The sequence below is a fragment of the Pseudoalteromonas umbrosa genome (assembly GCF_030125375.1).
In the GTDB taxonomy this organism is placed as follows: domain Bacteria; phylum Pseudomonadota; class Gammaproteobacteria; order Enterobacterales; family Alteromonadaceae; genus Pseudoalteromonas; species Pseudoalteromonas umbrosa.
The window spans coordinates 461,195-484,159 of the sequence record NZ_JASJUU010000003.1 but is presented as its reverse complement, the minus strand read 5'-3'; the positions used below and the strand labels follow the sequence as shown (position 1 = coordinate 484,159).

Below are 22,965 nucleotides of genomic sequence, written 5' to 3'. Positions count from 1 at the left end.
CTCAGAATTCGTGAGGTAACTCAATGATAGATAAAGACCCACTCACGACTCCTTGGTCACAACATGTAATTTTTGCGTTTAAATTAAGCCCAAATACAGCATATTTACGTGGACAATGTTGGCGTGACCTAGTCGCATATAAGAGAGGCGCAATCCCCAGTGCACAATATTTTGATCAACTGCTAAAAAAGAAATGGATAAATAAGCAGTCAGATAAACCGTCGAGTACAGCAAACAGGATCCAATCCGGGAAATATGGTGTTAGCTTGCGTACTAGAAAAACCGTGTGTAAAGAGTCATCTTTTTATCTGTGTGAAGAATTTTACCAAAGCCCTTTATGGCGCCTTTTAGATCCTTTGGAATTTAGCCGCGAAAACATCAAAAAATTATTAACCGGGCTTCCTATACACATACCTTACAAACTCCTACTTCCATACTCATCAACTGATATGCCGTATTTTAAGCCTATAAAGAAACGTCTTTTACAGCCCGGCCGTGACTTATTTCTGATACACCGCTTAATATATCTACTTATATTGTTCAGATTTCACAAAATCAGTTCAAAAATAAAAGTACACATGGCACTCATGGAAAAAATAAAATTACAATTAGCTGTGTTAGCATTTGAACCCTATGTTTTCCCACATATTGAAAAGATTTTATATGCAACTTCTCAACTTAAAAATGACGTGTTATTTTTCAATTCAGATGGTGAAGATTATTTTAGAGGAATAGAACTTTATCACTTCATTACAAAGCTAAAATTTTTATATCACCTTTATTACAAGGCATTTAGCTTAGGGCGAGATAGGAGCTTTTTCAAATTTATAGAATTGTATATAGAAGCTGATGAGGACCAAATCATCGGCGAGCTAGAAAATGTTCACGCTAATATTGAATACAGCATACCAACAACAGGAAGAGGATTATATTGGCTAACAAAGAATCTGAACCAGATCAGACATAAATCATACAGAGAACCACTTCCTTTAAGTCATAGATTTAAAACTGACTTGGCAGAATACTTACAACTTTTTCCAAACCGTCAATTGTACCCTAGATTATCACTTCCTCACAACTGACCAACCCGTTTTGGTTAAATTTGATTGACCAAAGTGGTCGCGGCTAATCGACCATGTGGCAACAGTAAAGTGACACCGTTGGTCACACAGACCGCTATATACAGTTGTATATAGCACTCCACCTGGACCAGAAAGTCGATAGACGCGACCACCCAGGTCAAATAGGCGTGACCAAAAAATCGGTGAAATGCGACCAGAAACAAAAAAGCCCCAGCGGTGCTGGGGCTTAAAGTCTATAAACAGTTCAGGTACAAATATATGCCTGTCCCAATCAGGTTTTTCTATTCAACTTAAATCAAACTGGATATTTAAACAGTAGTCAAGCAACGTAATTTATGCAAAGAGTTTGTGCCTGTCCTATTTGGTTCCCTCATATGACTTGCCTGTTACTTTATCTTCGCCACACAAAAATGCGCGTCTAACGCATCGTGATATACAGTGGTAATACTTAGTATCCACCAAGCTAACTTGTCTCTTCCTTGCTATTACCATAAAAAAGCCATCCATACTTTAACATTCAGTAAAGCATAGACGGCTTGGCAGCCTCAAAATAGACGTGACCAAAAAATCGGTGAAACGCAACCAGAAACAGAAAAGCCCCAGCAAATGCTGGGGCTTTGGATTGGATGTCTTTTATATTTTATTTACTTAACCGTTTTTCAATTTTGCCTTCATATTTATCAATAAAATATCCCATTTTATATGATACTGTGAATGTACACACTAGGATAACCAAAGAGGCTATAAACCTATTCAATGCTTTTACTTTTGCCCCTTTTGGGTTCATGAGCATAGCTAAAATATTTCCAACCACACTTAAAAATGAAGTGAAAAATATAAATAATAAAAACAACCCTATAGTTTTTTCAATCATCTAATTACCATATATTGCTTTAGCATCACCTAAAATTTGCCAAATAGACATTGTTTTGGTGTGCGTAACAACACCTCCAACCGCATAACCTAATTTTCCGCTCAGACTATAACCCAAATTACCATTTGTACCCCTTGTTATCTCTTGGCCCGCAAATATTACACCATGAGATTCACCAGAAAAATCTAATATATTACCCTGAGTTCGTCCATACTCTAGACCTAGGCCAAAATTTCTACCCGCATTCTCGCCTGTAGTTTTTGTAAATGATATCGACCCGTACCCACCTATATCCGCCGTATCATCTCTTACAATCCCTAATTCAAGCTCTACGTCAGCCCCTTCTATGTCAACACCAAAAAAAGATAATAACTCCTCAGGAAAAGCCACAGATATTCCTAACTTCGACGTTTCATTCGATAAAATCGACCCTATATTCGGCGCCTCCGCATTCAACGCATGCATCATCGCAGCAGTCCTTGCGCCATTAGCAAACTTACCACCAGTAATTTGACTAGCAGTTCCACCAACTATCCCAGCGACAATCGTCCTACCTGCAATTGCATCCCAGTCTCGGTTATTCATGTTGAAACCAGCATTACCCATTGCCATCTTGGTAAAACCAGCTGATACAAATCCATGACCAAATTTACCACCTGAAGCGACAGATGAAATACCACCAACCAAGGCATGGCTTCCTGCCCACTGTAATTGCTGGCCTAACTTTAAGTCTGCAAAACCAAAATCTTTTGTAATTTTGAACGCTACTTTAAAATGCTGCCCAATTTCATAAAACGCCTGTGCCGTCATGCCTGCGATAACACCTGCCTTAAACGCCTGTGATGAAGTGCCCCCCATCGCACGCGTAAACTCATAGTTCCAAGCAGCAGCACAAGCACCTGCTGCTGGACCACAAGCTGACGATGCCAAACTACCAGCCATACTGACAAGTTCTGTACCAAATAAACGTGTAGTGCCTCTAATAAAGCTTCGACCTGCGCGTTTAAATGTCTTAAAACCCTTATCAAACAAATACCCACTCGGATCCGTATACGACATCGGGTTATTCAGCACATAACTATAGCGGTTATAGTTCTGCAAATTCCCCGGCGCTTGCACAAACGGGTCGGTTTGCATAAATCGGCCAGTACCCGCATCGTAGATCCGACCATTCATATGAATGACGCGGTTATCATCACCCAACTTAAGAGACTCATGACCAGTATAACCACGTAGGTTACCAAATATTTCGCCAAGCACAGCGGTTTGTAGATCATAATTCATGGCCGCTTCTACTGCCGTTGGTATTATGACTGACTGTTTGCCGAATGCATCGTATGTAAACTCTTGTTGTATTTTATACTTCTCATTCGTAATCGCGATTATTGAACCCTGATAATCGGTAAACAACCACTTAAGTTCTGCATGAGAGCTAATTGATTCATCAGCAGCGACTTCTACGGTGTAACTTTGAATTGCATCATTGCCTACATAGCGCTTGATCACATTCGTGGTCAGTTCAGAGCTTTTCGGATAAGTTAGCTCCAAAGCGCCAACATAATAAACCGTTTGTTCATTGTCTTCGCGCTTGTAACGACTGTTGTTTGCATCATATTCAAATGTAACCGTCTCATTGTTCGCAGTAATAGAGCTAACTTTGTTACGGTCGTTGTATTGAACTGTTCGATAGCTTATGTCATCTTTGCTCATCTCAGTTTGGTTGCTATTCCAATCATAAAAGACACGCATTAATTAAAATCAAAACCAACATTATAAATACATTGTTTTATAATTAAAAACATCAATATTTGATTATATTGCGAACTAAATAAAGGATAAGTAATTTTTTAAATTAAGGTGTGGAGTTAAGATATAAGATTGTTGTAGGGATTATATTTACCTCAAAGTAAAAACAAAACGGGCAGCATAGCGCCCACCTTGTTTATCTATTACTTATTGATTATATCTTTCAAACCAGTCCAGTATATGCTCGATTCGTGCAACTAGGTTTGTAGGCTTGCCAGTACGAGACAAAGAATGTGTTTCACCTTTAAACACAACCATTTCTACAGGTACTTCGTTGACTTTAAGAGCGTAAAACCACTCCTGCCCTTGGCCTATCGGTGTGATCATGTCCGCATCACTATGAATAATTAGCGTTGGCGTAGAAACTTTATTCGCATACTTTAATGGCGATCTATCCCAGTATGCATCAAAATTATTCCACAAGTGACCACCAAACTCTTTCGTCATTTGGCTAGGCGTATACTCTTGCGTACCAGCTTCAGACACCCATGAACTCACGCTGCGCTGAGTAACCGCAGCTTTAAATCTATCAGTCTTAGTGGTTATCCAGTTAGTCAAAAAGCCACCATGACTGCCACCTGTGATGAACAGCTTGTCTTTATCCATCCAAGTATTTTTAGCTAATATATTATCTAAAAACTGGATATTATCTTGGTAGTCAGCGCCACCATAGTCTTTACGTACTGCTTGACTATGTTTAATACCATAGCCGCCACTACCTCGATAGTTCACATACACTACCGCATACCCTTGTGCCGCATACATTTGATTTTCAAAGAACCATTGATGGCCCCACATACCACCAGGGCCACCTTTAATATTTAAAATCACCGGATATGACTTATTTTTATCAAAGTTAAGCGGTTTATGAACAAAGCCCTGAACTCTCATGCCTTTGTCATTTATAAACCACACATCTTGCGCAGCAGACACAGCCTTCTCAGTGCGCAACTTATCATTAAATGTGGTTAACTTACTTAACTTGTTATTATTCAAGTCCAAGCGATATAACTCGGGTAATTCAGTTGAGCTTTCAGCAGTGAAAACCAAAAAGCGGCCGTCTTGTGAGGCAGTAAGGTTATCAATTTTTTGGTTTTTATCTAATAATTTGGTAACTTTACCGCTTTTAACTGCCACTGAGAATAGGCGTTTTGCACCGTGATCATTCGCTGTAAAATATAGATGCTTGTTATCTGCCGACCAAATCGCAGGTGTGGCATTTCTATCAAAGTTTTTAGTCAGATTGAATGGCTTTTTACCTTTACCAGCCAACAACATGAGATCAGTTTGCTCGTAGGTGTCTTCAGAATGTAAATAAACCAGAGCCTCACTATTTGGTGCCAACGCTGTACTATATTGCGAGTGAGGATGATGAGTGATTTGTGTAACATTTTTAGACGCCAGCTCTAAGCGATAAATGTCACTATTCTCATTGCCTTCATAAGCTCGCCCTGTTTTATTAGCATGATAATAAATGTAAGCACCATTATCTGAAATTACAGGGCCTTGCGCATTCCAGCTAGTACCAGATGTCAGTTGATTGAGAGATTGAGTCTTAATGTCGTATTCGAACAAATGAGTGCGTTCATCACTTAAATAACCCGAGCCATTAGAAATATATTTTGCATTTTTAACCACAACGGTATCTGGTTCAGCACGCTTTCTACACGTTTTCTGCTCATCAGCGTTTTTATCCTCCGTCATCTCAGCGTTGCTAACATTTAGCGATAAAAGCAACTTATCTCCAGACGGAAACCACTCAAACGATGAAAGGTCATGAGATAAAGATGTAATTTGCTTTGCTTCACCTCCATCAGTGTGCATCACAAATATTTGCGACACGCCATCGACAGCTCGGATAAAAGCTACTTGACGGCCATCTTTAGACCATTTAGGAGACCAATCGCTTTTGCCTTGGGTAAACTCTGAGACTACTCCATGCTTGTTTATCTTATAAATTTGGTTATCTCTACCGCTAGCATCTTCATTGACAGTTTGTTTTACAAACAAAATTGCATCGTTATTTGGAGAAATTCGTGGACTGTTCATGTACACAAAATCAAAATAATCTTCTGGTACTAAGCCAGTTTTGTCTTGTTGTGCCGCAACTCCCGTTTGCCAAGTACCAATCGCCACTGAAAGTAGCACCAAGCTAGATGAACTAACAGACTTCAGTTTTTTTATCATAATACAGTTCCAAATATAGGTATTCCTCTATGTTACTAAACATCCGTATGTATTAACATTTAATAGAGACGAAACACTATTCTGTGCCATGAGTTGACGAAAATACTGAATTTTCACACAACGCGTAATAACCAAATTGTGATTTAACTAAAAGGACTTTTTGCCAACCATATAAAAGTAATAAGTCATGACAATTGACGCAATTAAAGATACATAATTCAAAGCAGGGTAAGAGCCAATTACATACGTATTTCTAGTTCGATATATTGATTGCCGGTTTGGGATTATTTATGAAATGAGTGTCAATAGGTAAAACCTTGATTTAGTGAGTATTGTGAACCACTACAAGTGTTATTTAAGATACTGGCCCGGTGTAACACCTATTATCTGTTTAAAGTCGCGGATCAGGTGTGCTTGATCTGTGTAGTCGAGCAAATCAACAATATCTAAAATACCTAAGCTTCCTTTTTCTAGCTGCTTTAACACTTGATGCAAACGATATTTACGAATAAGCCATTTTGGTTTTAATCCAACATACTTGTTAAATACTCTCTGAATAGTTCTTTTTGAGAGTTTGCTTTTAAAAGAAAGCGTCTCAACAGAAAAAATACTTGCATCATTTTTTATTAATTTACAAAGCTCCAAAGCTTGGCGCTGAGTTTCACAAACAGAGACTCTATAATTCAATAAAAATACACTTAGTGAGTTAAAAACACTTTTATCGCACTCATCATCGAGTAAAGGCATTATTATACTTTCAACCTGTTCACCGAATATTTCTCTAGCAGCAATTTCTTTATCTACGTATTCACTGGGCGGTTTATCTAACAAATGCGATAACGCTCCAATATGAAATTTAACACCCAGTATCCTTCCCTGCTCCTTCATAGTATAAGTATAAAGTTTACTCACAGGACCTATCAGTTTAGCTTGATTCTTTTCTATGACTAAATGAAAGTTAGGATCAGGTAAGTTCTGTTGAATATGCGGTTTTTTCCCGTTCAAATCCCAGTCCACAAACCAAAACTGCTCTAAGAAATTTTCAAGCTGTACTTGTGGAAAATATCTACGTAAATCATAATTTTTAGTGTCGGCCTTTTGATGTAAAACACCAGATACATTCGTGTTATTCTCTTGCAAAACTTCCAACCCTTTCATTTGTCGCGTTTATACAATACCAGATGTCAATGCTCATGCTAAGCTGCTAAAAAATACTGAAACAGGAGTAACAACCCATGACACTAACTGGTGTATTTCATATTGATGACTGGCAAGAATCAGTAGCCATCCAACTTGAAGGGACAGCTAAACTAAACAATGCAACTATAAAGCAGTCTTATGACGGGGACATCAAAGGCACAAGCACAGTCCATTACCAACTCTACTATGATTGCAAAGGTGCTGCTATTTTTAATGGCTTAGAGGTACTTATACATTCGAGTAATGAAAAAAACACACTAGTTATTCGTCATAAAGGGCAATTTGTCGATGGCGTTGCATCCAGTGATTTTGTCATCATAGACTGTGATTACGACAAAGACATGATAGGCCGAACTGGTAAATTCGAGTCTGTCGAGGGCCAAAAAGCAGCGTATAAAATAATATAAAAACAATCTGGTTATCTCAATCACAAATGATTGTATCCTCAAATACGGGTCGCATTTATGTGGACCTGTTTTTTAATCAAAGATAGTTACAAAATTAAAAGCCATAATGGTTTATATAATATAGTTAAAAACCATAAGTTCGTATTTTTATATTATATAAATTGTGCTTAAACTGCATAAGTGTAATTCGTAGCATTTAGGTTGCCGTTAAATGCTCATTGCCATAGTATTTATGGCCTTACTAACAATAAATAATTGAACTTTCAGGAAAGCCAGCTCAACGCAAACCTTTAAGTTCTACACAAGCAAATAAACAGTAGGACCAGTATGAATAAATTTTTTGGACTATTTGGGGCCTTGTTAGGCTTGAGCACATCACTATCTGCACAAGAGTTTACACAAGGGCGCGAAATTACAGAACTTCCTGATATCCTCAGCTTTAAAGAACGCGTAGAGCCCATTAATCATATGGTCACTGATAGGCTCGATAATCTACTTCCAAAGCTTATGGATGAAGCTGACTTGGACATGTGGCTCGTCATTAATCGTGAGTATGGTGAAGATAAATTATTTTATACACTTGTGCCGCAGCCTACCTTTGCAGCAAGGCGCACAACGTTATTAGTGTTCTCTAAAAAGCCAGATGGCAGTGTAGAGCGGTTCAGTGTTAGCCGATACCCTATTGGGGATCTATACCCTACAGTTTGGAAAGGCGGAAGTAATGAGGAGCAATGGCAGCGTTTAGTTGAAGTCATTGCTGAAAAAGACCCGAAACGCATTGGTATCAACATCAGTGAAGATTGGGCATTAGCTGATGGCTTAAGTGTTGGCCTGCATAATCAACTGAAAAAATATTTACCTCAAAAATATGAAAAGCGATTAGTAAGCGCAGAAAACCTGGTAATTAGATGGCTTGAAACAAAAAGTGAAAAAGAGCTAAATGTCTACCCACAAGCTGTGACTATTGCAAGACGCGTGATAGCCGAAGCATTCTCGAATAAAGTGATCACCCCTGGGGTCACAACAACAACAGATGTTGAGTGGTATCTTCGTGAACGTTTTGAAGAGTTGCAGTTGCGACCTTGGTTCCAACCTTATGTGAATATTCAGCGTCGTGGTGATAACCCAGCAAAAAATGAAGTGTTTATGGGCAAATACAATCGCGTTATTTTACCCGGAGACATTATTCATACTGATGTTGGCATATGCTATTTAAATCAATGTACGGATACACAAGAGATGGGCTATGTTTTAAAACTTAATGAAACAGACGTGCCAAAAGGACTGAAAAATGCTATGTCGGTAGGCAATCGCTGGCAAGATATCCTCACAGATAACTTTAAAACTGGGCTAACGGGCAATCAGATTTTGGCCGAGACCATCAAAGATAGCCAAGCTGCTAATATTATCAGTAGTACTTACACGCACCCTCTGGGTTTTGTAGGTCATGCTCCGGGCCCAACAATTGGTATGTGGGATAACCAAGGTCCAACCCCAATTCAAGGTGACTGGAAGCTATATCCAAATACAGTTTACGCAATTGAAGGCAACATTAAGGTGCAATTGCCAGAATGGGATAATCAATGGATCCAAGTCAAACTGGAACAAGATGCTGTGTTCGACGGTAAACAAGTTTGGTATTTGGCTGGTAGACAGACCAAATGGCATTTAATTAGATAAGGCTTAACTAAGCCTTTTTCACGAAAAACACAGAGCCACTTTGAGTGGCTTTGTGTTTTATTCATAAACCTCAACGAGATAAACTTTCTAACCGCGCTAACAATTGATGCTGTTGAGACAAGGCACGTTCGTGCGGCGCAAATTGACTCCCCACCTTTTCTAAACAGCGTAGTGCTCGCGACAAATGTGCTTGTTCTGTGACACATAAAGATGCTTTATCCAGTAAAGTACGGATGGTTGTCACCGCCAGCTCTTTACTTAAAATATCAAACGGTAACCCACTTTTCGTACACACACCATAGGTTCCGGCTAAAAAATGAGGCCACTGCTGTGCAATAAATTCATCAAATTCAGTCATGATTTCATTATCATCCAACCAAAACACATCTTCTGATAATTTGTCTTTTGCTTGATAAAATAACCGAGAAAATTCGGCAAATGCTTCTTGCTCTGAATCAAAACTATTGCATTTATGTAACCAACCTGCGTAGGCTTTTGGGTAAAATTTCACAATCTGATGATTATCATGGCAGCCAAAAAAAGAATTGCACGTAAGTGACATATCAAGCCTGTAAGAAGCTTGTGGCATCATAGAAAGTACTTGTAACTGAGTAAACTTTGACACTGGCATACTACTGCTATTCAACAATTCTAATTCAGTATAAAAATGCTCCGTTAAATACTTAATCAGTGCCAAGTTGCAGGCTTTGCTCTGCATTTTAGACCTCATTTGAAGCCGTCATATTGCTCATATCATAATCTCTGATAACGTTAGCAACACGTAATCTAAAATCCACGAATAACTCAGCTTTGCCTAGTGCCTGAGCACGCTTGTGTTCAAATTGTTCTCGCCAGCCCAAGACCGATTCTTTATTATCCCAAAACGATAAAGATAAATAGCGGTTTGGGTAAGAAACATTGACAAAGCGCTCAATCGAAATGAAACCTGCTTGTTTAACAAGCAAGTTTTTAAGCTCAGCCGCAATATCAAAATAGGCATCATTACTCTCAGGTTTTAGAGTGACTTCAAATATAACTGCAACCATCTTACATTCCTCCAATTTGCTTTAATGTACTCTCGACGCCACTGAGAAAGTAGCGTCTTTCGTGTAAAATAAAACTCTCTTGTCGCGCAAATTCAAAGTTTGCTTTAGCTTGTTCATCAGCTCTTAATCTGAAGCGGTATGCTTCGTATTCAGCAAGGCTGGTAAATGCAATCAGGCCATAAGCTCGCTTATTATCCCCTTCGTAAGGCATAAAGTAGCCAATCAGCTCGCCCCCCAACCTAGGAATAATTTCGCTCCAATTCATGGAGTACTGATTAAATTGCGCTAATTTATTTGGGTCGATTTCGTATTCTATAAAACAGGTCATATACATTAGATTTGCTTCCTTTATTGTTTTGAGGCAGTCTAACGCTTTGAAAATGTTATGCTTCGATGCACATCGAACTATTAAGAAGTTATGGAACCAAATATATCTCTCGTCGCCGGGTTAATTGCAGATCCTGCTCGCTCAAAAATGTTGATGGCCCTGATGGGTGGAAAAGCTTTGACTGCAACCGAGCTATCTGTAGAAGCAGAAATCACTGCGCAAACAACCAGTAGTCACCTCGGGAAATTAGTCGACGGCAAGCTATTACAAGTTCGAAAGCAAGGTCGGCATAAGTATTTTCAATTAAAAGGGCAGCACGTTGCTGCGATGCTAGAGCAACTACTGATTATAACTTCCCTATCTAAACCACAAACAGCCACAGGCCCGAGTGATCCTAGACTACAATTTGCAAGAGTGTGTTATGACCATTTAGCCGGTGAATTGGGCGTTAAACTTTATGACGCATTAGTATCTGCGGATATGCTTCAAGATTTTGGAGAACAATCTGTTCTCACAGATAAAGGTAAAGAACACTTCAGTAACTTAGGCGTTGATGTCGCAGCCTTTGAAAAAGCGAAACGACCTATTTGTAAATCCTGCCTAGATTGGAGTGAGAGAAGAAACCACTTAGCTGGCAGTTTAGGAAAGTGGATATTGGATTTCACATTTAAAAAGAAATGGGCAGAAAGAGACTTAGATAGTCGCGCTATTTCATTCTCGGCCAAAGGGCTGAAATCTTTCCGTGAAACATTTTTAATAAATCCTGATGTCCAGAATTAACCCGTATTTACTCTGCAGCATGTAATGGGTGCATTTGCAATCCAGCGACGCGTTGCCCAGAGCCACACGAAAATACACCTAATTCACCATAAAAAGTTTAAATTAACTAATTTTTTATTCGTTTTGTGGTGCAAACTTAACGTTACCCGCGTATATTCCTCGGTTCTATTTCATTTGTTGATAAAACATTATGCGCAATTATTTATTCTTGGCCTTGTTCGCCCCCTTTTTTACTTACTCAAACACGATTGAACTTTCCTATTTAGATGAGTTCATTGTACCTGCTGACTTAAAGGTCGATGGAGACTCTGTAGGTGGCTTATCAAGTATCGAATACGCCAATGGCAAATATCTGATGATAGCGGATGATGCTGACAAACCAAGGTACTTCACTGCAAATATTCAAATAAAAGACAACAAATTTAAAAGTGTAAAGGTTGAAAAGTCTGTCCAACTCATTGATAAAAATAATCCATCCGTTGTCGCAGATCCCGAAAGCCTGAGAGCACTGCCAAATAATAGCGGTATCGCTTGGAGTAGTGAAGGCAGTATAAAATACAACAAAGCACCGGCTGTGTTTTTGCAAACAAGCACTGGTTTGACTCAGTTTGAGCTACCAAGCATGTTTGATATCAATAAATCATCGGGCCCTAGGCATAATGCCGTATTCGAAGGGCTAACAATTGCCCCTTCTGGAAAAGGAATGTGGGTATCAATGGAAGGCCCGCTTAAACAAGATGGTAAAAAAGCAACTATCAAGCATGGCAGTATGCTCCGTATTTCTTATTTTGACTTTGCTTCAAAACAAATGCAAAAACAGTTTGCTTACTTCCTAGAGCCTATGGTTAATCGACCTGAAGCAAAGCCTGATGCATTTCGCACAACTGGCCTTGTCGAAATTTTACAAACCGATGAGCATCAATTTTTGACCATGGAGCGTTCTTACACAGCAGGTATTCCTGATGGCGGAAATAGCGTTAGTATTTTCCTCATTGATATCAAACATGCAACCGACACATCACAACTAGAATCATTAAAAACAGGTAAATATCAAGCTGCGAAAAAAACCTTGGTATTAGATATGGAGTCAATAAAACATCAACTGGGCTCAAAACACATCGATAATATAGAAGGTATGACATTTGGCCCTTTGCTTTCAAATGGAAACCCAAGCTTATTAATGGTATCTGACAATAACTTTAACATTCATGGCAAGCAACTTAGTCAGATTTTATTGTTTGAAGTAAATAATAAATAAATTGAATGCCAAAAATGATTTGCCAGTCAAGAGTGAGCAACATAACTTTGCTGGCAAATCATAAGCAATATGAAAAAACGGATGTAGCTTTAACGCTATGCGAGTTATTACCTTAGTCTTTGCCACTGCTATTGAGTAACCTCTTTCGACATAAAAAGTCATAAACTATGTTCAGCCCGAGTAAAACGAACCCTGCAATAAGACACATCCCGACAAAATCTAAATATCTAAAATTGCAATGCAATTCATGTTGTTGATTAAAGTCAGCACCTATGAGTGTCGGTATTAGAATATCGATTATCTACAGTCCAAAGAACAGACGCCAGAGCTTTTGCGACTTATAACGATAACGAACCCGTTTGTTCCACTCGTTAGATAGTTCTTACACTTCACCCGCACGAAGCACGTCCTAACTCAAGCATTGAGCCATATGTAGCTTATGGTTTTTTCTTTACTCAGTGAAGTAAGTTTTAGGTGAAAATATCAATTTGTGGCATACGCAGCGCACGACTAGAAACCTTCTATCATCTTTTTGGAACAAGTACAGGCTTAGTACCTTGGTTTAACGAAGCGCCTTGCCTTCAATAAACTTCAAATTGACCATTCGCTCGAATGTAAAAAATCGCATCCTCGTTACTGCTATTCGTTATAACGTGCTCAAATTCTGCGGTAGAGCCAATGTAACTCCCTTCGCTAAGGGTAATTTTCGTTTGTTCATTAGACTGATATGCTACTCTGCCAGCAATCAATACAGCCCTAAACTCTTTGGCTTTACTCGATATAACGCCACTAAATTTTGCAGGGAGCTTAATCATCACTCCTCTCGTGGCTGAATAGCTTCCCCACAGGAAAGCGTGCTCTACCCCAGTCGTTTTAATGTGCTTTATCGTTTTTTGATCAGACCAAACAATATTGTTTTTATGCAGGTTAAGAGGTATTTCACCACTATTAAACGCTTGCTTAGAAGGTTTTACCAAGTAAGGACCTGAATCAATTTCAAGATAAATCATATTGGTGTTACCGTTTGCGGCAGTTATGTGCGACTCGCCTGCGGGTTGAGTCCAAAATGACCCTTTCGACATCCACATTTTTTCAGCGCTCGGATCATCATTGTGCAATAACCCGTCAATGACCACGCCACGATACAGGATATTGTGAATATGCGACGGAGACTCAAACCCTTTGTTAAAACGCACCAACATACCTGTAGCAGTATTTTGTGTTCTATCCCCCCATAAATTCACGGCGCCTGGACTCAACTTGCCCCTTAAAGGGTTCAGATACCCCCACTCTAATTTCTCTGTAGTAACTACCTCTGACACACGCGCACTTGCTGAAAGTTCAAGCGATAGCGCCACAATTGAAAAACAAAACAAAATTGAAAAAACTGGTCGCATACATCTATCTTATATTGACTTTGAAGCCACTATCTTATGGTAAACTCCAACCTAGGATAAGCGCATAAAAACTATAAACACTTTCAAAAAAAGGCAGATAATAACCTCACGCACAGCAAATCATTGCTGAGCGCCATGAATAACGATTACTTAGCAAACTTCTATTTTGTATTTTGGTTAAAGCCAAATAGACAACATAAAAAGCTTAAGGTCTATAAGAATTGATGAACAAGATAACTGTCTAATGCCTATATTAAACAGATATTAGACAGTAGTAATCAGCCGTTTATAGCTTGAAAGGAAGTGAAGAATGATGAAGGTTAATCTTTACATTACCTTCTTTATCTTTAATATAGCCAAATGAATACTCTACTTTGATTTCTTCGCCGTTTTTCTTTGTAAAGTAGTAATTACCCATCGACATAGCCGAATCACCATCAGTAATTATCCCTTCGTTTTCCCAACGAACTTTGACATAAGGGGCTAATGCAAAGCCTTTATCTTCCGCCAAATCTTGACCTACAAAGTAAGACAATGCCTCTTTTTGAGTGCCTCTAAATTGATCAACTGACGCCAAAGTCGGCTTAAATAATACCTGACCGTCATTAAATGCATAAAACTGTTCTAAATGCTTCACTGCCGCTTTTTTCGGATTTTTCGCTTGCCCGATTTTTACGATCCCTTCACCCCAGCCTTTTTGCGCAGCTTCTACTTCAACCGTCGTAATTGGCGCAGCTTGCGCACTCAAAGACACTAATGACGCAATTGCCAGAGACAATGTAGCTAACTTAATCATGAAACTCTCCTTTTGAATGTTCTTTATTTTTTATTGCTAGTTAAACCTGATCACAATATGTGCAATCAATTTTAAGGGCTCGTTAAACCTATTACCCTAATGCGAGTATCACCTCCTCGCTCAAAAGGACTACAGTAAAAGGCTCACCCATTGTCGTTAAAAATAAGTTATATAACAATTAACTTTATGTAATATTACAAAGTTTCACGATTAATGGATTCAAATAAAGAAATGGAGAAAAAACTCTACAAAATTATATAAAAAAGATTCATCTTGGTTGATTCGTTATTACGGATGCCAGCAAACAAGCTCTGTGGGATTAAACATCTTGGTCATAAAGCTTGAATTCATTCAATGTAGAAGTTGATTAAGTGTCTTTACGAAGAAACTGAGCAACTTTGCAATCTTCAGGGGTCCGTTCAATCCGATTGTGCATATTGTTAGACACGTTCACTAATTCAGTGCGCACAGGTAGCTGCTTAGGTAATTTGATATTTTTTACGACGCCAAGGTTATGCAAAGCATTTAACACCCACCAACCGGGGTCCGGTTCATCATTGTAAAGTCCTAACATGGCAGATCCTGGGTAAGCATGGTGATTGTTGTGCCACGCTTCTCCCATTGACAAAAACCCTGCCACTCTGATGTTGTGCCCTTGTACTGCAGCTCCTTCAACTTCCCAAGTTTTATCACCTTGGTTGTGCGCAAAATACCCTATCAACCAATGACCTCCAACAGATACGACAATCCTTACTGAAATACCCCATACCAGCCAAGCAAACCCGCCATACATATACAAAGGCACAGCTAAAATTAACTGCTGAAACATCCATGATTTTTCGAGTAATTGATAAAACCGATTTTTAGATACTCTATCCTCTATTTCGAATGTAGGCGGATGATTTAATACAAGATCACAATTTAGCTGCCACCAAGCATCTTTTATTATCGTTGAACCGTGTAATAAATAATCATGACATTTCTTTTGTCTTTGCGCCCAATCTCTCAGATCATGTTGGATCATCATACCAATGGGACCCGCCATACCGACTAACACGCCCAAATATACAAATAGATACTCCATCCATTTAGGACACTCGTATGAACGGTGAATAAGCAATCGATGCATGCCAAGAGAATGCCCTAAGCATAAAGTAATTGCTGTAAGAATTATAAAGATAAAAACTGAAGAAAATGAAATGAAGAAAGGGGCAATCAAAACTGTTAATGCTAAGTGTGTCAAGAACCAAATAGACTTTGCAGGATTCCACTTTACAAAGCCATAATATGCACTTGTGACACTTTGAGAGCTAACCCTTTGCGTATTCAATACAACACCCTGTAATTCCATCATCTTAATACTGTTCTAATTTTTTATGTCATAGTACCTTAAATTTAGGCTTAATATAAAATTAAACAGCTACCTACTCTTCAACAGGCTCGCCTTTATCTTTTGCTGTATTGTCGGTGTGAACTGAATCACCTTTGGTCATATACAAATAAATGGCTTCTTCAATCGGCATCGCTTTGAAATATAAAAAACCCTGTACGCACTCAATGTGAGATTGCTTTACAACTTTCTCTTCGTCGGTGGTTTCTACCCCTTCGGCCACCAGCTTAAAACCTAATTTAGAAATCATCTCAGACAAGTTGGTATATAACGAAATCGATTTACTGTTTAATTGTTCAGGCAATAAGCTGCGATCTAACTTAATGGTTTCAATATTTAGCTTAGATAAAACAGACAGACAAGAATATCCTGTGCCGAAATCATCCATTGCACAGTCAATTTTATTCTTTTTCAAAGCATCAACTATGGTCACGGTTTTATTAAAGTCTTCAATATAACTAGACTCAAGTAGCTCAACTTCAACCTGACCAGGAAACTTAGCAAAAGCCTTAATGATCCGGCGATACCCTCCCGTTAAGAGGTTTTGCGGTGAGATATTAAAGCTGATTTTTGGCTTTAATCCATGTTTCGCAAACTGCTCTAAGTCTATCTCTAGCTGGTCAATGACGTAGTTGTCAATAATGTGTAGTAAGTTATGCTGCTCAAGAGTTTCTAAAAACCATGGACCAGATACAGTTTTATCTTTATTTGTCAGCCTTAATAGGGCCTCAAAACCGACAACCTGCTTGTTATAAGGATTAATTTTAGGCTGATAAAATAACGTCAAAGCGCCTTGATTGAGTGCTTCCGTCACTTCTTTTAAGCTGTGTGCATTTATTTGCTCTTTTCTTTGTGTTTCACTAAAAGAGCCTTCCGCCCCCTCTTCAATCAACCGCCCAGCCGTGTAACGCTTCATCAATACATCGAGCGCTTTACCTGATAAGTTATTGTCTCTATTCGCTTTCAAAAATGGAAAATAAATCAACGCATTAATTAGCACTAAGCCCACTTGCAGTACAATACCTTTCACGCTTTCTGTTAGCAGCCAACCATTTACAAAAATAGGGGTAAACCATGGTATTTCATCGGCATACTCAACTGACACAAAACCACTATAAAATGCAAAATAAGCGATAGAGGCGTTCACTAATGGGCATAGTAAAAACGGTAACAATATGTACGGATTAAATACAATCGGTAACGCATAAATCATTACCTCGCTAATATTAAATAACGCGAGCGGTGAAGAAATGGCTGCAATGCGCTTTTCATGCTGTCCATTTTTCAAAAACATAGCAGCAACAATCAAGCCCCAAAGACATCCCGTACCGCCCAAGATCACAAAGCCAGTGAAAAAGTTATAACTGATTAAATCCGGTAAAACGTAATAACCAGTCAACTCACTAGATACGAGTAACTGATAGGTATTATCCCCATGAACACCTATAAACCACAGCAAGTGAGAAATTATCAATTGCATGGATAACTTTTCAAATACATTCCAATGCGGATTAAGGGCCTTAAGTACCTCAACAATGGCTTCGGCTGCTAAATCAATGTAAGGGAAAAGCAAGAGCACTACACTGGTTACAATGAGGTAAGGTAATATTAAGTTAAGGTGTTTACGTAAAAATAAGCTGATTGAGCTCACGCCAACTAGACGAAACACTCTCAACCGCTCCAAATAAGACAGGAAATAGCAACAAACGACGGGCATCAGTAGAGAATATAAGGCGCCCATACGATGATTGATAGCCAAATCACCGTCAGAAATAGTGATGTATCCTGTAGTCGCAGTAAAGCAAGTAAAGACCAATATTGGACTAGCGATTGAATGGACTTTTAAGTTTTTAGATAAGTAATAACTAAAGGACATCAAGGTTAATACAGGGAATATCCCCCATACCAATACATTAAAGTCTTCTAAAAATTGATGCTCAACCCCCTTCATGGAAATGTTAAGCCACTGATTGATAAGTGTTATAAGCGAGGCAACGATGAAAAACGGAATTAACGCAATATAGCCTTCACGCAGCGAAAGTATCACTGTATTTGAAGAAATTTTAAATGCATATTGGTTAAATTTATTAAGCAACGTTCTTGTCACAACTCTGTTTTTCTTTTTACATTACCCCAATAAATTTAGATTACAATCGGTTCTTGCATTTTTTTACTGAAAATAATTCAACCTGATCAAGCGTATATATCAACACCAATGAGAGATTGAATTTCGGAACGTCTATTTTCGTTTTGTACGGAGGAGTATGCTTGAACAGCTTTACCTGAATTGAAGGTAGGTTGGTCATATATGACCGAACGCTTATCTTGTTGAAACTGCTCGGCCAACTTGATGCCTTGAGGGCTGAACTTTATATCACTAATTGGGTTAGTAATATCATTAGAGCGCGCATTCTCCTGAGTTTTAACAACTTTGGAGTTAAATTGATAAGTGTCCTGATTTTGAACAACTTGATTAATCCGCATTACACGCGCCTATATCTGTGCCTAATATAAGGATAGTGCTTTATTCTCTACCTGGCAACTTCTTCCAAGTAACGGTATCTCGCACATAGTGAGGCTGCGCATCTTGAGCCGCAACTGTATCACCATTGGTAAATCCAATATCTCCAATTGCCAACATAAATTGCGCATTAGGCAGCGAAACTGACTCAATGACAGAAACGTTTAAGCGTTTCGCATCGTCAGAATAAGTCTGCCATCCAGTGCCTACACCTTTTACCCCGTTAAAATCCTCATTGATGGTTTCAGGCTTAATCACAATTTCATCTTGTTTAGCAATTGCATTTCCCTGCTCGTCTGTACCAAAGTGACCAAGGTAAATCTCGCCCATACGCGCATCTATAGCACTTATAACTTCTTTGCAGTCTTGTGTTTGGAGCGCTTCTTGCGCCATGGCTTGTAAGGTAGACACACCATATAATTTTAACCCTGCAGAATATGCAAGGCCTTGTGCTACGGCTACACCTATTCTAACACCAGTAAAGCTACCTGGGCCGCGACCATAAATAATGCCGTCTAAGTCTTTCAAAGAGCAATTTGCTTCAGATAATAACGCATCTACAAGTGGCAGAATTTTCTGACTGTGTTGCTGTGGACACACTTCAAAGTGAGTAAAAGTATTACCTTTGAAGTGAAGGGCAAGACTCAAAGCTTCTGTAGAAGCATCTATGGCTAGCAAATTATGTTTCATGTTTATCGATGTTCTCTAAAAAATTCAATGCCTTCTCCAAATCCCGCGTACGCGTCATAGGTGGAAGACTTTTAATAAACGTTTCGCCGTATTTTCTCGTAACTAAACGATTATCGCAAATAATAAGCACGCCTTTATCAGATCTATCTCGGATTAAGCGCCCTACTCCTTGCTTTAATGCAATGACAGCCTGCGGTAATTGAATATCCTCAAAAGGCTCTTTACCACTGAGCTCTGCATCTTTCATTTTAGCTTGTAGCAGCGGATCATCTGGAGAAGTGAAAGGCAGCTTGTCAATAACAACACAACTTAAAGCATCCCCTCGCACATCTACTCCTTCCCAAAACGAAGCGGTTCCAAGCAAAACAGCGTTACCATGACGAATAAACTGTTCGAGTATTATGCGCTTTGACGACTGCCCTTGCATAAAGACGGGGTACTCAGTCGCAGTGCTGATCCCCTCATACACCAGATGCATGACTCGATAACTAGTGAAAAGTAAAAATGTGCGCCCCTCGGCTGCATTAATAACCGACTTTGCTATTTTAACCAAAGAGTGCGGCATGAGCTCATCTTTGGTCTCAGGTAAATATCGAGGCAAGCACAATAATGCTTGCTTTTGATAATCAAACGGACTGTCAACAATCTTGTGAAAATCCGGTTTTAAACCAAGGCTTGCATTAAAATGGTCAAGTTTATTGTCAACTGACAACGTCGCTGAGGTAAAGACGAAACCAGCCTCTGTTTTTTTAACTAGTTCCTGAAAACGGTTTGACACATCCAATGGAGTGATGTGAATGGTCACAAATCGACGCGTAGTTTCAAACCAATAACTATAGCCTGTTTGAGCAACATCAAACGCCCGCTCCATTTGACCTTTAAACGCCAAAACACGCTCAAATGGGTGCTCAATTTTGTCACTGCGGTCAAGGCAAAGTTTGAGCACTTTATACAAGAAATCTAAATTGCCAATCACTCGGTGCAGCGCCTCACAGATTACTTTATCTTTAAGTGCCTCTCGCCAATCTCCACGAGCGCCATCACCGCCAAATACCAGCCTTAAATCAGCAATACTGGTGGTTAACTTATTGAGCGTTTTCCCCAATTGCAGCATATCAGGCATATCACTAAGATAAATAACACGAATGTCATTAACTAAATCATTTAGCTGCTTTGTACTGATTGACTCACCAAAATAATCACTCGCAATCTCGTTTACCTGATGTGCTTCATCAAAAACATAGGTATCAGCAGTTGGCATCAACTCAGCAAAGCCAGAATCCTTAACTGCCATATCAGCAAAGAATAAATGATGGTTTATCACGACCAAATCAGCGTCCATCGCTTTAAGGCGAGCTTTGCGTATATAGCATTCAGAAAAATCTGGGCACTCTTTCCCTAAGCAGTTATCTGCGGTGGAGCTGACATAGGGTAAAACTTTTGCATCTTCCTCTATACCAACGCAATCAGCGAGGTCACCACTTTGCGTTTCTGTTGCAAACTTCGCAACCATTGCAAGTTGATGCATAACGTCAGGATCGTCTGTTGGCACATGAGCAACATGTTGATTTAAACGATAAGTACACAAATAGTTTGCACGGCCTTTAAGCAGTGCTGTTTTACGCCCTTTGCCAAGCGCTTTTAAAAGGTTTGGCAAATCTCTGTGATACAGCTGTTCTTGAAGGGCTTTTGATCCAGTAGAAATAACAATTTTTTTGGTATTTATTAGTGCAGGAACAAGGTACGCGAATGTTTTACCAGTACCGGTACCAGCTTCTACCACACATTGACCACCGTTTTTGACTATATCGTCAATCGCAACAGCCATTTCAATTTGAGGTTGCCTTGGTTGGTATCCACTAAAATGATTAGCAAGTGGACCGGTCTTTGAGAAGTACTGTTCTATGGACAAAGAAAAATATTACCTGACTAAATAACTCAGGCAATTCTAATTTTAAATCAAAGCGAGAGCAAGGCGCCCTTTCAACTCAGCCCTTGTTTTTATGTTAGATTATTAAATTAACGCGCGCTTTTTTTGCTTAAACTAGGCCCAAGTATCCAGATGTTTTTCATCATCTGAGCTGTTAGTATTTTCATCATCGTCATCAGGAGGCAACTCCCGCTGGTGTTTTAATTCACTATCTACAATATTAGCTTGAGATTTCCCTTTGATCTTTTCAGCTTTGTTATCAAGCACACCGACTATTTTAAACGGCCCATTATGTGCAACTTTTAATCGAACAATAGGTGCCATGTAAGGCTTAAAAACATCCATAAGCTTATCCTCCAACGAAATAAACTACTGAGCTATATACTTATTATCGGCAGCTATAAAGTATTCTTTATTTATTTTCAAAAAGTACTTGCATGCTTTGGCAATTTCATGATTATCTATAAAAAGTTAATCGAATTGCAGAAATATTTACAAACAGGTAAGAACATGCTTTTAAATCTGACAGCAGTACATCATCACCATCATACATCGGGATAGCCTGTCAGGTATTTCGCTGGTGGGTTATTCCTAAAAGGAACCTCCGGCGAATCATTCAACGTATTTAAAATTTATTTCGCCCTGAGGTTCCCTCGGGGTTTTTCGTTTTTGAATATTAGGAAATAAATTATGAATACATCTAATCGCTTACGTATCGCAATCCAAAAGTCAGGCAGATTATCAAAAGACTGCCAATCCTTACTAAAACAACTTGGCGTTAAGCTAAATTTGCGTGAACAACGCTTAATCGCACACTCAACAAATATGCCAATCGATGTACTTCGTGTCCGTGATGACGACATCCCTGGCTTGGTAATGGACGGCGTATGTGACTTAGGTATTGTTGGTGAAAACGTACTGGTCGAAACGCAAGCAGAGCGAGAGCGCGCAGGCCAATCCAACGCGGTTAAAAAACTGTCGAAACTTGATTTTGGTTATTGCAGACTGGCACTTGCTTGGCCACAAGAGCTAGGTGCGCAGTCAAAAGATTGGTTTAACGGTAAACGCATTGCCACCACCTACCCTGAAATTCTTAAGCAATATCTTGTTAAAGAAAATATCGATGCCAGCGTGGTTATGCTGACAGGTTCAGTTGAAGTTGCGCCTCGAGCAGGCCTTGCAGATGCAATTTGCGACCTAGTCTCAACAGGTGCAACGCTCGAAGCAAACGGCTTAATGCAAGGTGATACGATTTTAGAATCAAATGCATGCCTAATCCAAAATGCAAACCTGAATGACGACAGTAAGCTGTCCCTAATCAACAAGTTACTACCGCGTTTAAAAGGCGTGCGCCAAGCCAAAGAAAGTAAATACATCATGCTACACGCACCAAAAGCAAAGCTTGAAGAAGTTTGCGAATTGCTACCAGGTACAGGTCAACCAACGCTGTTATCACTTGCTGGCAGTGAAGACTATGTTGCCCTACACATGGTAAGTAGTGAAACATTATTTTGGGAAACTATGGAAGAGTTAAAAGCACTTGGTGCGAACTCTATCCTCGTCATGCCAATCGAAAAAATGATGGAGTAACTT

Annotated in this window: 21 protein-coding genes and 1 pseudogene; 6 read left to right on the top strand and 16 right to left on the bottom strand. The window is 39.2% G+C overall.

Annotated elements, in window-relative coordinates:
- Positions 1-23 precede the first annotated feature (23 nt).
- On the top strand, positions 24-1,082 hold the full coding sequence (locus QNM16_RS12055; RefSeq protein ID WP_284020713.1) for a hypothetical protein: 1,059 nt from the start codon (positions 24-26) through the stop codon (positions 1,080-1,082).
- A gap of 369 nt (positions 1,083-1,451) precedes the next feature.
- Here QNM16_RS12055 and QNM16_RS12050 read toward each other — a convergent pair.
- The 5 genes and pseudogenes from QNM16_RS12050 to QNM16_RS12030 all read right to left on the bottom strand — a co-directional run.
- Positions 1,452-1,574: pseudogene (locus tag QNM16_RS12050) on the bottom strand (transposase); the annotation flags it as partial.
- A gap of 148 nt (positions 1,575-1,722) precedes the next feature.
- Entirely contained in the window at positions 1,723-1,956 is a 234-nt protein-coding gene (locus QNM16_RS12045; protein WP_284020712.1) for a hypothetical protein, read from the bottom strand.
- Entirely contained in the window at positions 1,957-3,705 is a 1,749-nt protein-coding gene (locus tag QNM16_RS12040) for an RHS repeat domain-containing protein (RefSeq protein ID WP_284020711.1), read from the bottom strand.
- 204 nt (positions 3,706-3,909) lie between these two features.
- On the bottom strand, positions 3,910-5,949 hold the full coding sequence (locus QNM16_RS12035) for a S9 family peptidase (protein ID WP_284020710.1): 2,040 nt from the start codon (positions 5,947-5,949) through the stop codon (positions 3,910-3,912).
- Positions 5,950-6,300: 351 nt separating this feature from the next.
- The gene (locus QNM16_RS12030; protein ID WP_284020709.1) at positions 6,301-7,107 is read right to left on the bottom strand and encodes an AraC family transcriptional regulator; all 807 of its coding nucleotides are present in this window, start codon (positions 7,105-7,107) and stop codon (positions 6,301-6,303) included.
- Between the two features lie 77 nt (positions 7,108-7,184).
- Here QNM16_RS12030 and QNM16_RS12025 point away from each other — a divergent pair, with 77 nt between their 5' ends.
- Together QNM16_RS12025 and QNM16_RS12020 are read left to right on the top strand one after the other, a co-directional pair.
- Complete coding sequence (locus QNM16_RS12025; RefSeq protein WP_284020708.1) at positions 7,185-7,556, top strand: DUF3224 domain-containing protein; 372 nt, start codon at positions 7,185-7,187, stop codon at positions 7,554-7,556.
- Between the two features lie 327 nt (positions 7,557-7,883).
- Complete coding sequence (locus QNM16_RS12020) at positions 7,884-9,236, top strand: M24 family metallopeptidase (protein WP_284020707.1); 1,353 nt, start codon at positions 7,884-7,886, stop codon at positions 9,234-9,236.
- Between the two features lie 70 nt (positions 9,237-9,306).
- On the opposite strand, the gene QNM16_RS12015 is transcribed toward QNM16_RS12020, so the two are convergent.
- The 3 genes from QNM16_RS12015 to QNM16_RS12005 are packed head-to-tail and all read right to left on the bottom strand — an operon-like array spanning position 9,307 to position 10,616.
- A complete protein-coding gene (locus QNM16_RS12015; RefSeq protein ID WP_284020706.1) occupies positions 9,307-9,954 on the bottom strand; it encodes a DUF6058 family natural product biosynthesis protein in 648 nt (215 codons plus the stop codon).
- Position 9,955: 1 nt separating this feature from the next.
- Positions 9,956-10,282, bottom strand: coding sequence for an antibiotic biosynthesis monooxygenase family protein (locus QNM16_RS12010; protein WP_284020705.1), 327 nt, complete (start codon positions 10,280-10,282; stop codon positions 9,956-9,958).
- A gap of 1 nt (position 10,283) precedes the next feature.
- Entirely contained in the window at positions 10,284-10,616 is a 333-nt protein-coding gene (locus QNM16_RS12005; RefSeq protein WP_284020704.1) for an NIPSNAP family protein, read from the bottom strand.
- Between the two features lie 84 nt (positions 10,617-10,700).
- Here QNM16_RS12005 and QNM16_RS12000 point away from each other — a divergent pair, with 84 nt between their 5' ends.
- Positions 10,701-11,390, top strand: a complete 690-nt coding sequence (locus tag QNM16_RS12000; RefSeq protein WP_284020703.1) for an ArsR/SmtB family transcription factor — start codon at positions 10,701-10,703, stop codon at positions 11,388-11,390.
- Between the two features lie 190 nt (positions 11,391-11,580).
- Positions 11,581-12,648, top strand: a complete 1,068-nt coding sequence (locus QNM16_RS11995; protein ID WP_284020702.1) for an esterase-like activity of phytase family protein — start codon at positions 11,581-11,583, stop codon at positions 12,646-12,648.
- Positions 12,649-13,229: 581 nt separating this feature from the next.
- Here the strand turns inward: QNM16_RS11995 and QNM16_RS11990 are convergent.
- From QNM16_RS11990 to QNM16_RS11955, 8 genes are all read right to left on the bottom strand, one after another.
- On the bottom strand, positions 13,230-14,045 hold the full coding sequence (locus QNM16_RS11990; RefSeq protein ID WP_284020701.1) for a DUF4437 domain-containing protein: 816 nt from the start codon (positions 14,043-14,045) through the stop codon (positions 13,230-13,232).
- A gap of 286 nt (positions 14,046-14,331) precedes the next feature.
- Positions 14,332-14,841, bottom strand: coding sequence for a phosphoribosyl-AMP cyclohydrolase (locus QNM16_RS11985; protein WP_284020700.1), 510 nt, complete (start codon positions 14,839-14,841; stop codon positions 14,332-14,334).
- 367 nt (positions 14,842-15,208) lie between these two features.
- The gene (locus QNM16_RS11980) at positions 15,209-16,192 is read right to left on the bottom strand and encodes an acyl-CoA desaturase (RefSeq protein WP_336620309.1); all 984 of its coding nucleotides are present in this window, start codon (positions 16,190-16,192) and stop codon (positions 15,209-15,211) included.
- Between the two features lie 73 nt (positions 16,193-16,265).
- Entirely contained in the window at positions 16,266-18,338 is a 2,073-nt protein-coding gene (locus QNM16_RS11975; protein WP_284020698.1) for an EAL domain-containing protein, read from the bottom strand.
- Between the two features lie 86 nt (positions 18,339-18,424).
- On the bottom strand, positions 18,425-18,715 hold the full coding sequence (locus QNM16_RS11970) for a hypothetical protein (RefSeq protein WP_284020697.1): 291 nt from the start codon (positions 18,713-18,715) through the stop codon (positions 18,425-18,427).
- A gap of 40 nt (positions 18,716-18,755) precedes the next feature.
- Entirely contained in the window at positions 18,756-19,442 is a 687-nt protein-coding gene (gene tsaB, locus QNM16_RS11965; RefSeq protein ID WP_284020696.1) for a tRNA (adenosine(37)-N6)-threonylcarbamoyltransferase complex dimerization subunit type 1 TsaB, read from the bottom strand.
- Complete coding sequence (locus QNM16_RS11960; protein ID WP_417709790.1) at positions 19,432-21,354, bottom strand: ATP-dependent DNA helicase; 1,923 nt, start codon at positions 21,352-21,354, stop codon at positions 19,432-19,434. The genes tsaB and QNM16_RS11960 overlap by 11 nt, the downstream gene beginning before the upstream one ends.
- Before the next feature lie 132 nt (positions 21,355-21,486).
- The gene (locus QNM16_RS11955) at positions 21,487-21,717 is read right to left on the bottom strand and encodes a hypothetical protein (RefSeq protein WP_284020695.1); all 231 of its coding nucleotides are present in this window, start codon (positions 21,715-21,717) and stop codon (positions 21,487-21,489) included.
- Positions 21,718-22,062: 345 nt separating this feature from the next.
- Between QNM16_RS11955 and hisG the strand changes: the two genes are divergently transcribed.
- Entirely contained in the window at positions 22,063-22,962 is a 900-nt protein-coding gene (gene hisG / locus QNM16_RS11950) for an ATP phosphoribosyltransferase (protein ID WP_284020694.1), read from the top strand.
- Positions 22,963-22,965 lie beyond the last annotated feature (3 nt).

Excerpts from the sequence above, each read along its gene's own strand:
- QNM16_RS12055 (WP_284020713.1), top strand. The coding sequence starts at position 24 with ATGATAGATAAAGACCCACTCACGACTCCTTGGTCACAACATGTAATT.
- QNM16_RS12045 (WP_284020712.1), bottom strand. The coding sequence starts at position 1,956 with ATGATTGAAAAAACTATAGGGTTGTTTTTATTATTTATATTTTTCACT.
- QNM16_RS12040 (WP_284020711.1), bottom strand. The coding sequence starts at position 3,705 with ATGCGTGTCTTTTATGATTGGAATAGCAACCAAACTGAGATGAGCAAA.
- QNM16_RS12035 (WP_284020710.1), bottom strand. The coding sequence starts at position 5,949 with ATGATAAAAAAACTGAAGTCTGTTAGTTCATCTAGCTTGGTGCTACTT.
- QNM16_RS12030 (WP_284020709.1), bottom strand. The coding sequence starts at position 7,107 with ATGAAAGGGTTGGAAGTTTTGCAAGAGAATAACACGAATGTATCTGGT.
- QNM16_RS12025 (WP_284020708.1), top strand. The coding sequence starts at position 7,185 with ATGACACTAACTGGTGTATTTCATATTGATGACTGGCAAGAATCAGTA.
- QNM16_RS12020 (WP_284020707.1), top strand. The coding sequence starts at position 7,884 with ATGAATAAATTTTTTGGACTATTTGGGGCCTTGTTAGGCTTGAGCACA.
- QNM16_RS12015 (WP_284020706.1), bottom strand. The coding sequence starts at position 9,954 with ATGCAGAGCAAAGCCTGCAACTTGGCACTGATTAAGTATTTAACGGAG.
- QNM16_RS12010 (WP_284020705.1), bottom strand. The coding sequence starts at position 10,282 with ATGGTTGCAGTTATATTTGAAGTCACTCTAAAACCTGAGAGTAATGAT.
- QNM16_RS12005 (WP_284020704.1), bottom strand. The coding sequence starts at position 10,616 with ATGTATATGACCTGTTTTATAGAATACGAAATCGACCCAAATAAATTA.
- QNM16_RS12000 (WP_284020703.1), top strand. The coding sequence starts at position 10,701 with ATGGAACCAAATATATCTCTCGTCGCCGGGTTAATTGCAGATCCTGCT.
- QNM16_RS11995 (WP_284020702.1), top strand. The coding sequence starts at position 11,581 with ATGCGCAATTATTTATTCTTGGCCTTGTTCGCCCCCTTTTTTACTTAC.
- QNM16_RS11990 (WP_284020701.1), bottom strand. The coding sequence starts at position 14,045 with ATGCGACCAGTTTTTTCAATTTTGTTTTGTTTTTCAATTGTGGCGCTA.
- QNM16_RS11985 (WP_284020700.1), bottom strand. The coding sequence starts at position 14,841 with ATGATTAAGTTAGCTACATTGTCTCTGGCAATTGCGTCATTAGTGTCT.
- QNM16_RS11980 (WP_336620309.1), bottom strand. The coding sequence starts at position 16,192 with ATGGAATTACAGGGTGTTGTATTGAATACGCAAAGGGTTAGCTCTCAA.
- QNM16_RS11970 (WP_284020697.1), bottom strand. The coding sequence starts at position 18,715 with ATGCGGATTAATCAAGTTGTTCAAAATCAGGACACTTATCAATTTAAC.
- tsaB (WP_284020696.1), bottom strand. The coding sequence starts at position 19,442 with ATGAAACATAATTTGCTAGCCATAGATGCTTCTACAGAAGCTTTGAGT.
- QNM16_RS11955 (WP_284020695.1), bottom strand. The coding sequence starts at position 21,717 with ATGGATGTTTTTAAGCCTTACATGGCACCTATTGTTCGATTAAAAGTT.
- hisG (WP_284020694.1), top strand. The coding sequence starts at position 22,063 with ATGAATACATCTAATCGCTTACGTATCGCAATCCAAAAGTCAGGCAGA.